The sequence below is a fragment of the Corallococcus sicarius genome (assembly GCF_003611735.1).
Classification (GTDB): Bacteria; Myxococcota; Myxococcia; order Myxococcales; family Myxococcaceae; genus Corallococcus; species Corallococcus sicarius.
On the sequence record NZ_RAWG01000309.1, the window covers coordinates 1 to 11,735 of the forward strand.

9 protein-coding genes are annotated in these 11,735 nt (G+C 70.7%); 4 read left to right on the forward strand and 5 right to left on the reverse strand.

The genetic code is table 11. The features are described from left to right. Positions 1-4 precede the first annotated feature (4 nt). Both metH and D7X12_RS33330 read left to right on the forward strand, forming a co-directional pair. A complete protein-coding gene (gene metH / locus D7X12_RS33325; RefSeq protein ID WP_244224936.1) occupies positions 5-3,496 on the forward strand; it encodes a methionine synthase in 3,492 nt (1,163 codons plus the stop codon). 57 nt (positions 3,497-3,553) lie between these two features. After that, entirely contained in the window at positions 3,554-4,648 is a 1,095-nt protein-coding gene (locus tag D7X12_RS33330; protein WP_120629257.1) for a uroporphyrinogen decarboxylase/cobalamine-independent methonine synthase family protein, read from the forward strand. Between the two features lie 12 nt (positions 4,649-4,660). Here D7X12_RS33330 and D7X12_RS33335 read toward each other — a convergent pair whose 3' ends face one another. Beyond that, on the reverse strand, positions 4,661-4,921 hold the full coding sequence (locus D7X12_RS33335; RefSeq protein WP_120629258.1) for a DUF2934 domain-containing protein: 261 nt from the start codon (positions 4,919-4,921) through the stop codon (positions 4,661-4,663). 179 nt (positions 4,922-5,100) lie between these two features. Further along, complete coding sequence (gene mutY, locus D7X12_RS33340) at positions 5,101-6,291, reverse strand: A/G-specific adenine glycosylase (protein ID WP_244224935.1); 1,191 nt, start codon at positions 6,289-6,291, stop codon at positions 5,101-5,103. Between the two features lie 140 nt (positions 6,292-6,431). On the opposite strand from mutY, the gene D7X12_RS33345 reads away from it, so the two are divergent. Next, positions 6,432-7,397, forward strand: a complete 966-nt coding sequence (locus D7X12_RS33345) for a PD-(D/E)XK nuclease family protein (protein ID WP_120629259.1) — start codon at positions 6,432-6,434, stop codon at positions 7,395-7,397. A gap of 3 nt (positions 7,398-7,400) precedes the next feature. Here the strand turns inward: D7X12_RS33345 and D7X12_RS33350 are convergent, their stop codons facing one another. Continuing rightward, a complete protein-coding gene (locus D7X12_RS33350) occupies positions 7,401-8,306 on the reverse strand; it encodes a tRNA threonylcarbamoyladenosine dehydratase (protein ID WP_120629260.1) in 906 nt (301 codons plus the stop codon). A 28-nt stretch (positions 8,307-8,334) separates the two neighbouring features. Then, positions 8,335-9,132, reverse strand: coding sequence for a TatD family hydrolase (locus D7X12_RS33355; protein WP_120629261.1), 798 nt, complete (start codon positions 9,130-9,132; stop codon positions 8,335-8,337). A 120-nt stretch (positions 9,133-9,252) separates the two neighbouring features. Here D7X12_RS33355 and D7X12_RS33360 point away from each other — a divergent pair, with 120 nt between their 5' ends. Then, positions 9,253-10,725 carry a TolB-like translocation protein gene (locus D7X12_RS33360; protein ID WP_120629265.1) on the forward strand — a complete coding sequence of 491 codons (1,473 nt, stop codon included), beginning with the start codon at positions 9,253-9,255 and terminating at the stop codon, positions 10,723-10,725. Positions 10,726-11,190: 465 nt separating this feature from the next. On the opposite strand, the gene D7X12_RS33365 is transcribed toward D7X12_RS33360, so the two are convergent. Next, positions 11,191-11,439 carry a hypothetical protein gene (locus D7X12_RS33365; protein WP_120629262.1) on the reverse strand — a complete coding sequence of 83 codons (249 nt, stop codon included), beginning with the start codon at positions 11,437-11,439 and terminating at the stop codon, positions 11,191-11,193. Positions 11,440-11,735 lie beyond the last annotated feature (296 nt).

Consider the following 11,735-nt stretch of genomic DNA (forward strand, 5'->3'; position numbering starts at 1 on the left):
CCCCCTGCCGCTGCCCCCCGGGGAGCACGGCCTGCGCGTGGAGGCCCTGAAGGCCGCGATGCGCGAGCGCATCCTGGTGCTGGACGGCGCCATGGGCACGCTGCTGCAGAACCACACCCTGGTGGCGGCGGACTTCGGCGGCCCGGAATACGAGGGCTGCAACGAGAACCTGGTCCTCACGCGCCCGGACGTCATCGAGGGCATCCACGCGAAGTACTTCGCCGCGGGCGCGGACGTGACGGAGACGGACAGCTTCGGCGGCACGCCGGTGGTGCTGGCGGAGTTCGACCTCGGGCACAAGGCGATGGAGATCAACATCGCCGCGTCGCGCCTGGCGCTCAACGCGGCGAAGGCCGCGGAGGCGAAGGACGGCCGGATGCGCTGGGTAGCGGGCTCCATTGGCCCCACCACCAAGGCCATCAGCGTCACGGGCGGCATCACCTTCGAGGAGCTGGTGGACAACTTCGCCGTGCAGGCGGAGGGGCTCGCGCTGGGCGGTTCGGACTACCTGCTGGTGGAGACGGCGCAGGACACGCGCAACGTGAAGGCGGCGCTCATCGGCATCGACCGGGCGTTCCACAAGCTGGGCTGGGCCCTCCCCGTGGCGGTGTCGGGCACCATCGAACCCATGGGCACGATGCTCGCGGGCCAGTCCGTGGAGAGTCTGGCCACGTCGCTGGAGCACACGGAGTTGCTCTACCTGGGGCTCAACTGCGCCACCGGCCCGGACTTCATGACGGACCACATCCGCACGCTGTCCGCGATGAGTTCCTTCCCGGTGTCGTGCGTGCCCAACGCGGGCCTGCCGGACGAGAACGGCCAGTACCTGGAGTCGCCGGAGATGATTGCCCGGTCGCTCAAGCGCTTCTGTGACAACGGCTGGCTCAACGTGGTGGGCGGCTGTTGTGGCACGCACGCGGGCCACATCGAGTCCCTGGCCGCGATGGTGAAGGGGCTGAAGCCGCGCACGGAGGTGCCCAAGCCGCGCTCGTCGCTGTCCGGCGTGGACTACCTGGAGGTGACGGACGAGCAGCGCCCCATCATCGTGGGCGAGCGCACGAACGTCATCGGGAGCAAGAAGTTCAAGGAACTCATCGTCGCGGGCCAGTTCGACGACGCGTCGGAGATTGCCCGCGCCCAGGTGCGCCGCGCCGCGCAGGTCATCGACATCTGCCTGGCGAACCCGGACCGGGACGAGCTGGACGACATGCGCCACTTCCTGGACGTGGTCGTCAAGAAGGTGCGCGTGCCGCTGATGATCGACTCGACGGACGAGAAGGTCATCGCCATGGCGCTCACGTACTGTCAGGGCAAGGCCATCATCAACTCCGTCAACCTGGAGGATGGCGAGGAGCGCTTCGAGAAGGTCGTCCCGCTGGCGCGCGCGTACGGCGCGGCGCTGGTGGTGGGCTGCATCGACGAAATCGGCATGGCCGTCACCGCCCAGCGCAAGCTGGAGGTGGCCGAGCGCAGCTTCGAGTTGCTCACGAAGAAGTACGGCATGCGCGCGGAGGACCTGTACTTCGACCCGCTCGTGTTCCCGTGCGCCTCCGGCGACGCGCAGTACACCGGCAGCGGCGTGCAGACGATTGAGGGCGTGCGGCTGATCAAACAGCGCTTCCCGCAGTGCCGCACGGTGCTGGGCATCAGCAACGTGTCCTTCGGCCTGCCCACCGCGGGCCGTGAGGTGCTCAACTCCGTGTTCCTGTACCACTGCGTGCAGGCGGGCCTGGACATGGCGCTCGTCAACTCGGAGAAGCTGGAGCGCTACCCGTCCCTGCCGGAGGAGGAGCGCAAGCTGTCGGAGGACCTCATCTACAACCGGGGCGTGGATCCGGTGACGCCCTTCGCGGCGCACTTCCGCGAGCGCAAGCCGGCGCGCGCGCAGGTGAGCAGCCTTCCGCTGGAAGAGCGGCTGCAGCGCTACATCATCGAGGGCACGCGCGACGGCCTCTTCGCGGACCTGGACCTCGCGATGCAGAAGATGCCGCCCCTGGAGATCATCAACGGGCCGCTGATGAAGGGCATGGACGAGGTGGGCCGGCTCTTCGGCGCCAACGAGCTCATCGTCGCGGAGGTGCTCCAGAGCGCGGAGTCGATGAAGGCCGCGGTGAGCCACCTGGAGCCGCACATGAGCAAGACCCAGGCGGCGTCGCGCGGGAAGATCGTCCTCGCCACGGTGAAGGGGGACGTGCACGACATCGGCAAGAACCTGGTGGAGATCATCCTCGCCAACAACGGCTTCCAGGTGGTGAACCTGGGCATCAAGGTCCCGCCCGAGCAGCTGGTGAAGGCGGTGAAGGAGCACCAGCCAGACATCCTCGGGCTGTCGGGCCTGCTGGTGAAGAGCGCGCACCAGATGGTGGCCACCGCGGAGGACCTGCGCCGCGCGGGCGTGGAGACGCCCATCCTGGTGGGCGGCGCCGCGCTCAGCCGCAACTTCGTGGACCGCAACATCGCCCCGGCCTACGGCGGCGGCACGGTGGCCTACGCGCAGGACGCGATGAACGGCCTGGAGCTGGCGAAGCAGATTGTCGAACCCGGCGCCCACACGAAGCTGCGCGAGGACCTGGCCGCGCGCCGCCTCAAGCTCGCGCAGGAGGTGAAGGAGCGCCCCGCGCCCGCCGCCCCCGTGCGCCGCGCGCGCAGCACGGAGGTGCCGGTGGTGGCCACGGTGCCGCCCGCGCCGGACTTCGCGCGGCACGTGCTGACGAACACGCCGTTGGACCACATCTGGAAGTTCATCAACCCGGTGATGCTGTACGGCCGGCACCTGGGCCTGCGCACGTCGTCGCGCGCGCTGGGGACGCCCGCGGAGGCGGAGCTCGCGAAGACGGAGGAGGGCCGCAAGGCGCTGGCGCTGAAGGAGTCGGTGGAGGAGCTGAAGGCGCTGCTGCGCGACGGCGTGATGCACGCGCGCTCGGTGTTCCAGTTCTACAAGGCCGCGAGCGACGGCGACCGCGTGCTCCTCTTCGACGGGACGACGGGCGAGCCCGTCACGTCCTTCGACTTCCCCCGCCAGGACAAGGAGAACGGCCTGTGCCTGGCGGACTACGTGAAGCCGCTGGAGGGTGGCAAACCCGTGGACGCGGTGGCGATGTTCGTCACCACGGCGGGCACCGGCATCCGCGAGCTGGCGGATGACTTCAAGGCGAAGGGCGAGTTCCTCAAGATGCACGCGGTGCAGGCGCTGGCGCTGGAGACGGCCGAGGGCTACGCGGAGCTCTTGCACACGCAGCTGCGCAGCATGTGGGGCTTCCCGGACCGGCCGGACATGTCGATGCTGGAGCGCTTCCGCGCGGAGTACACCGGCAAGCGCTACTCGTTCGGCTACCCGGCGTGCCCCCGGCTGGAGGACCAGACGAAGCTGTTCGCCGCGCTCAAGCCGGAGGACATCGGCGTGCAGCTCACCGACGGCTGCATGATGGAGCCCGAGGCGAGCGTGTCCGCCATCGTCTTCCACCACCCGAACGCCACGTATTTCTCCGTGACCTGATGCGTCGGGGGCCCGAAGCCCGGGCCCTGTCTTCGCGGAAGGGTTAGATTGCCGGCCATGCCTTCGCCCACCATCCGTCGCGCCGTCCAGCTCCTGCCCGCGTGTGCCACCACGGGTATTGGCAGCCTGCCGCACACCCAGGTGGAGCTGGGCCTGCAGGCCGCGCTCGCCATGGACATCCCGTTCCTGCCGCAGATGCCGGTGGGCCACCCCGCGGAGCTGATGATCCCCGCCGCGCTGGAGGGCCTGCCGGGCCTGAAGTTCGACGAGGACGGCGTCTGCGTCGTGGACGTGGACGGGTGGACGGCGGGCCGCGCGGCCTTCGAGGCGAAGCTGGATGCCGCCCTGGCGTCCGGGAACCTGGAGGCCTTCGAGCCCACGGCCGACGCGTGCCGGGCGTGGAAGCCCTTCTTGTGGGAGGTGGAGCACCGCAAGCTCGCGTTCGCGAAGGCGCAGCTGGCGGGGCCCTTCACGGTCCGCTCGGTGGTGCGCACCGCGACGGATGAGCCGGTGCTGGCGGTGCCGGGGCTGGACGCGGCGCTGTACCGGTTGGTGATGGTGCGCGCGCTGGCCATGGTGCGCGCGCTCAAGCGCACGGGCACGACGCCCCTGTTCTACCTGGACGAGCCGGGCCTCTACGCCTACGTGCGGATGAACCCGCAGCACCTGCTGGCGCAGCAGGAGCTGCGCCTCCTGGTGGTGGCGCTGCAGCGCGAGGGCGCGCTCGTGGGCATCCACTGCTGTGGCAACACCGACTGGGGCGTGCTGCTGGACGCGCAGGCGGACCTGCTGTCGCTGGACGTGCGGCTGTCGCTGGACGCGATGCTGGAGGAGCGCGAGGCGCTGGAGCGTTTCCTCGCCTCCGGCGCGACGCTCAGCCTGGGCGTCATCCCCACGGACCTCGCGTCCACGTACTCGGTGGAGGAGCTGTCGGACTCGGTGGAGGCGTCGTTGAAGGCGGCCCTTCCGCAGGGCATCGGCTTCGCGCAGGCGGTGTCCACGGTGCTGCTGACGCCCGCGTGCGGGCTCGCGATGCGCTCCGTGATGGACGCCGAGCGCATCCTCGAGGAGCTGAAGCAGGCGCAGCGCCGGCTGAAGCGGGCGCTCGAGTTCGAGCGCCCGTCCCAGCAGGGCCTGCCTCCCGCGCACTGAAGCCGCAGCGAACTACTGACGGCCGAGCTTCAGCTCGCGCTCGGCCTGGAACCAGTCCTGCTCGGAGCTGCCGTGGGTGCCGCCGCGGGCCTGGTAGATTTCGTAGGCCCGGCGGGCGATCTGCTCGTTCGTCGGCGCAGGAGGGCTCCGGGTCGCGGTCGCGCTGTTGCTCGCGGCCTGCGGAGCCGGCTGGGCTTGCGGGGCCTGGGGCCGCTCCGACGTGGACTTCGGGGCCGGGCTCTGGGGCGACTTCTGCGAGTTCTGACGGGCCATGGAAACTCCTCCTGGGGGAATGGCGTCCCGCAGCTTCAGACGGCCCCCCGCGTCGCGGAAGCGACCCCATGGGTCGGGGGTTGTCGGAGCGACAGCGGGGTGTGCGTACTGTTGGAGGTTGGACGCCCAAACGGGACCCGGGTCCAGTGTCTTGAAGCGTCCCAGGCTGCCCGCCAGGCTCAGCGCTCCGTCGCCTTCCTGCCGCGTCCCGGGGCCTTCTTCGCGGGGGCCACGGGCGCCTCGCTGGCCATCACGCCATGGCCCAGCGCCGCATCCAGCGCGCGCTGCATCGCGGTGCTCATGCCCAGCGCCTCCGCCTCTTGCGGCGTGCACCAGCGCAGCTCCTGGAACGCGGTGGAGTGCGTGGGGCGCGGACCGCCGGACACGCGCAGCAGGCGCAGCGTGAGGTCGCGGTGCGTGAGCTGCCGGCGCACGCTGTCCAGCGTGCCCTCCAGCGTGAGCGCCGCGCCGAGCGTCGTGGAGAGCCGCTGGGTGGCGTCAGCCTCCGACGTCTCCTCCTCCACCTCCACGGCGGGCAGCTCCCACAGCCCGCCGAAGAGCCCCTTGTCCGCGCGCCGCGCGAAGAGGAGGGTGCCCGCGTGCGGCCACACCGCCAGCGCCAGGAACAGCTTCCGGGGCGCGGCGCGCACCTTGGCCGGGGGCAGCTCGTCCACGCGGCCCTTGCGGTACGCGAAGCATCCGTCGCGCACGGGGCACAGCAGGCACAGCGGTGACTCCGGGCGGCACGTGGTGGCGCCGTGCTCCATCAGCGCCTGGTTGAAGTCCCCGGGCCGCTCGCCCTGCACCAGCGCCGTGGCCAGCGCCCACAGCGTGGCCTCGCGGTCGCGGTCGCCGGGCAGGCCCTCCACCTCGAAGAGGCGGGAGAGCACGCGGGCGACGTTGCCATCCACGATGGGCGCGGGTTCGCCAAAGGCGATGGAGGCCACGGCCCCAGCGGTGTAGCGACCGAAGCCGGGCAGGGTGATGAGCTCCTCGGCCGTCGCGGGGAACTTCCCGCCGAAGCGCTCCACCACCTCCTGCGCGGCGCGGTGCAGGTTGCGCGCGCGGGTGTAGTAGCCCAGGCCCTTCCACCCGGAGAGCACGTCATCCAGGGGGGCCGCGGCCAGGGCCTTCACCGTGGGAAAGCGGGCGAGGAAGCGCTCCCAGTACGGGATCACCGTGGCCACCTGGGTCTGCTGGAGCATGACCTCGCTGAGCCAGATGGCGTACGGGTCGCGGGTGCGGCGCCAGGGCAGGTCGCGCTTGTTGCGGTCGTACCAGGCGAGCAGCGGACCGTGCAGCGCGGCGTGGCGTTCAGGGGTGACGGGAGGGGGGAGGGCCCCGGGGTCGGTGCGCTTGCGTGGGCTCATGTGATTCTTGGCGGTGGCTGTCGCTGACCATACCCGTACGGTCGGGCGCACCCGGTGTCTTTCCACATTCCTGGGGGTTGTCTCCCCGCTCGTCCTCCTTCTGGCGCGACGGGCGATCGTCTATAGGATGCGCCGCGTCCATGGCCCGCCCTCCTCTTCACAACGACTTCTCCTGGTCCAAGAGCCGCCACGAGAAGTTCTCCGAGTGCCTTCGGGCCTACTACCTCTACTACTACCGCTCCTGGGGCGGCTGGGAGGCGGACGCGGCGCGCGACGTGCGCGAGCTGTACGTGCTCAAGAAGCTGTCCAACCGCTACACGTGGGCGGGCAGCATCGTGCACGAGGCCCTCAAGGACGTGCTGCTGGACTGGCGCGCCGGCCGCGAGGTGGATCCGAAGGCGGTGGAGGCCCGGGCGCACCGACTGATGCAGGACGACTTCCGGCACTCGCGCTCCAAGGCGTACTGGACGCAGAAGTACCGCAAGCCCTTCACGGGCCTGGCGGAGCACGAGTACGCGGAGGAGATCCCCAACGAGGCGTGGAAGCAGAACTTCGAAACGGTGCGCTCCGCGCTCGCGTGGTTCTTCCAGTCGCGCTGGCCCGGCATCGCGAAGGGGCTCAAGCCCGCGCAGTGGCTGGAGGTGGACGCGGGGTTCGACTTCGCGCACTTCACCCACGAGGGCGTGAAGGTCTTCGCCATCCCGGACTTCGCCTACGTGGACGAGGCGGGCTCCGTCGTGGTGGTGGACTGGAAGACGGGCCGCTCGCGCGAGGGCTACGACGAGCAGGTGCTGGGCTACGCGCTCTACATCTCGCAGCGCTACCGCTACCCGCTGGAGAAGGTGCGCGCGTCGCTGGTGTACCTGAACGAGGGCCTGGAGCACGACGTGGCGGTGGACCCTTCCGCCATGGCGACGTTCCACCAGCACTTCGCGAAGAGCGTGGCGGGGATGCGGGCGCTCCTGGTGGATCCGGCCGCCAACACGCCGAAGGAGGCGGAGGCCTTTCCCCAGACGGGTGACCTCAACGCCTGTGCCCGCTGCGTCTTCCGCCGCCCGTGTGGCCGCGAGGCGGCGGTGGCGGAAGCCCGCGCGCGGGTGGCCTGAGCCCTAACGGGTCGCCGCCAGCCTGCGCACCACCACGCCCGCGGCGTTCATGCCGAACGCGGAGGTGACGAACGCCACGCTGCCGTCAATCTGCGTGCGGTGGTCGCAGGTGTGGAACTCGTTGTCCTGCGGGCAGACGCACAGGAAGCCGTCCGTGGCGTCGTCGTAGTTGAGGGGCACCGGCTGCCGGCGCGTCTCGATGGAGTACACGGCGGTGATGCCCGTGTGGCGCTCCGTCTCCACGCCGTACTTGCGCTTGAGCAGCTTGCGGATGTCCTTGGCGAAGGGGTCCATGTGCGTCTCGCACAGGTCCTCCACGCGGATGGCCGTGGGATCCAACCGGCCCGCCGCGCCCATGGAGCTGACCACCGGCACGCCCAGCGTCACGCACCGGTGCAACAGGTGCAGCTTCGCCTTCACGTTGTCGATGGCGTCCACCACGAAGTCGTAGCGACCCGCGGGCAGCAGGGTCTCCGCCAGCTCCTCGCGGTAGAACTCGCGCAGCGCTTCCACCTTCGCCTGCGGGTTGATCTCCTGGCAGCGCTGCGCCATCAGCTCCGCCTTGGACTTGCCCACCGCCTTCACCGTCGCGTGCAGCTGGCGGTTGGTGTTGGTGACGCAGACATCGTCGTGGTCCACCAGCGTCAGCCGGCCCACGCCGCTGCGCACCAGCCCCTCCGCGGTGAAGCTGCCCACGCCGCCCAGGCCGAACACCACCACGTGCGAGTTGGCCAGCCGCTCCATCGCGTGGTCGCCCAGCAGGCGCGCCGTCCGGTCGAACCTGCGCGACAGCTTGAAGGGCTTCGCGAGCGAGGCTTCCGCGGGTTCCACGACGGCATTCGGCGCGGCCGGAGCGGTGGCGGGAACCTCGGGCTCGGCGGCGGGGGAGGGGACGGGCTGCGGGTTCATGAAGGCTCCTCTATCACGCGACGCTCGCCTACCGCGAAGGGGGAGGGAAAGCTTCCCGGAAGAGGCGCCGGGCGTTCTCGGTCGTCCGCTGGGCGAGCGCGTCCACGGGTTCCCCCAGGGCGTGGGCCATGCCCGCGAGGATGTGGGGCAGGTAGCCCGGCTCGGAGCGCTGGCCCCGGAAGGGCGTGGGCGCCTGGTCTGGCGAGTCCGTCTCCGCCACCAGCCGCTCCGGAGGAATCACGCGCAGGGCGTCCAGCGGCTTGCGCGCCTCCGCCCAGGTGACGGGGCCGGCGAAGGAGAAGTGGCAGCCCTTCTGGATGTAGAAGCGCGCCAGCTCCGCGCCGCCGCTGTAGCTGTGCATGAGGATGCCGGCCTCCGGCCAGGCTTCCGTCTTCAGCAGGTCGATGAGCGCGGGGTGCAGCCGGTGGCAGTGCATCAGCACCGGCAGCCCGTGCTTGCGCGCCAGGGCCAGGTGTCCGCGCAGCACGGCCACCTGGCGCTCCAGCGGTGCGCCGGTGACGGACGGACCGTCCAGCCCGCATTCCCCCACCGCCACCGCGCCGCCCTTTGAGAGCAGCGCGTCCAGGCGCTCCAGGTGCAGGCCGTCGTCCTCCGCGGGCAGGTCCGGGAGGAACTGGGGATGGATGCCCAGCCCCACCTGGATGCGCGCGTCGCGGCGGGGCAGCTCCAGCAGCGGCTCCCAGGTCTCCGGGCCCACGGCGGGGATGAGGATGCCGTGCAGCCCCGCCGCCCAGGCGCGCGTGACAACGCTTTCGCGGTCCGGGTCGAAGCGGGATGCGTCCAGATGGCAGTGCGTGTCGATCATTGAGCACCCTTGTTCTGAACCGCGTTCAATCACGGACAGCCTGTGGCGCGCCCCTTTCAACGCATCCCGCCGCCCGCGAGGGGAAAGCTATGACGCCCCCCTGACTTTGGAGGCATGATCATGACCAGGCGAGTGATGTGGGGCGCGCTTTTCGGTGCGCTGGCGATGATGGCGACCGGTTGCGGTGACGAGTGCGTCGACCCGTTCGACTGCCGCGACAAGGGCACGCCCCCGGCAGGCCAGGCGTACACCTGCAACGCGGACAACAAGTGCGAGCTGCGCACCGTGACCCCGGCGACCGAGGAGGATGCGGGCACGGAGGTCGACGCGGGCACGGAGGTCGACGCGGGCACCGACGCCGGCACCGACGCGGGTCCCGAGGTGGATGCGGGCGTCGACGCGGGCACGGACGCCGGCACCGACGCGGGCATGAACGTGGCCAAGGGTGGCGCGTGCACGGCGTCCACCGACTGCATGGGAGGACTCCGCTGCGAGGCCGCCACCTGCCAGGCGCTCTACGTCGGCGTGACGGGGACGAGCTCGGACGGTGGGACGCACGCGCTCGTGGCCCGCTATGACACGGTGGGGATGACGGAACTCGGTGAGGACGCTGGCAGCGCCTATCCGCGCTTCGGTCGTGATGGCACGCAGGTGGCGTTCGTGCAGGGGGATGTCACCGCTGGGACGGCCGAGCTGGCCCTCCGCCCGGTGCCGGTCGTGGCCGGTGCGCCCACCGTGCTGACGACGGGCACGGCCGCCACGACGCCGCGCTTCCGCTACGTCGAATGGGAGCCCGGCAACGTGATTGCCTGGGTGCGCGGCTCGTCCGGCATCTCCACCATCGCCCCGACGGGCGGCGCGGCCGTGACGGCCACGCAGAACGGCACGTTCCCGGACTTCGGGCCCAACGGCGTGGACTACGCGTACAGCGCCGCGAGTTCAGGCGTCCTCGTCTCCACCGGTGGCGCCGCGCCGGCCCCGCTCGCGGGCTCGCCCACTTCCGCGGAGCAGCCGCACTACAACCGCGTCACCTCGCAGCTGCTGTTCCTGGCCAATCCCGAGAACCAGACGGTGACCTTCGGCACGGATGTCACCCAGGTCCTCAAGCTGTACTCGCTGCCCGTGACGGGCGGCGGCACGCCGCAGACCCTGGCCCCGGCCACGACCGAGCCCGTCACCGGCGGCTCGATTGACTCCTTCATCGCGAACCCGAACTGGGCGCCGGACGGCAGCTGGGTGGCGTACGTGCGCGCCTACTACCAGCTCGTCGGCACCGCGGGCGTTCTGTGCGGCAACGCCGCCGCGACCCTGTGCGGGACGCGCCCGGGCAACATCCTCTTCCTCCAGCGCGTGAACACCACCACGGGCGCGCCGGAGGGCACGCCGGTGTCCTTCGCGGAGAACGCCACGCTCCCGTCGTTCTCTCCGGACGCTCGCTTCCTGGCCTACGTCCAGGGCGGTCAGCTCACCGTGCAGGGCATCAACCCGGCCACGGGCGCGAAGGTCGGCGCCGCCGTCGTGCACCCGAAGGACGTGTACACGGTGCTGACGAACGAGGGTGACGACCACCGCCCGCGCTGGCAGCCCCGGTAGTTCCTTCGGAAGTCGCAAGCCCCGGCCACCGGGGCTTCCCGGCCCGCGTTCCCCGCTTCCAGGCGGAGGGCGCGGGCCGTTGTCCGTCCCGGTCCCGGTGCGAAGCCCGGAGCCCGGGTGCGAAGCCGCGAACGCGGTCCATGCAGGGTCGCAGCGAACCCTCGCGCGCGAGTCCAGACTCTGCCCCGCCGGGTCCATTTCCAGGACGAAAGTCGGAGGGGAAGGCGTGTGGCGCGAGGTCCCGGGGCGCTCACCGACACCGGCTCGAAGCCCTGTCGCAAGCCGCCCGGAGGCACCGTGACGGGCCTGGGACGTGTTCAGAGATGTGGATGGGAAGGCACTCCCACCGCGCCCGCGCAAAAGGCGGCACCGGGTGGAGTCAGGCTGACAGCCGTGTCGCGACAGCCCTTCCTCGCGCGCCCTGGTTCATAGGAGCACGGCCCGAGGAGGACCGGGACGGCCGCTTCAGCCCACGAGGACGATGCGGCGACCCAGCGCGCGGGCCATCTGCGGCGACGTCACCAGCTCCAGCACGCCGCTCATCTCCCCGCCGGCCGTGTCGAACGCCGCGGCGATGACCTCGCCCACGGTGAGCTGGGCCTTCTGGGCCGCCACCCGCGCCCGCTTCGCCGTGCGCCGCAGCGCGGGCATCACCCGCCGACCCTGCCGCCGCACCGTGCCACCCTTCGTCTTGCCTGCCGTCCGCTTCGCCATGATGCCTCCCGCCACTTCCCACTGCGCGGATACGTACACCTTGGGTCTGACACCATGCAGGCAGGGTGCCAGGGCTCAGCCTCCCCGTCAGGTCCCAGAATCCATGGGTTTTCCTGTCAGGTAGGGGGTTTCCAGGGGGCGGACGGGCTCACCTTTTTTCAGCCCTTCAGGGTCACTCCTCGTTCTGTCGAGTTTTTCGTTCAGCGAGTGCGGCGATTTCCACGGGACGTTCAACTGCGCGCATCCCGGGGCGGGGCGGTGGGGCGTGCAGGTGCTGCTGCTCCACCTCGTGGCGC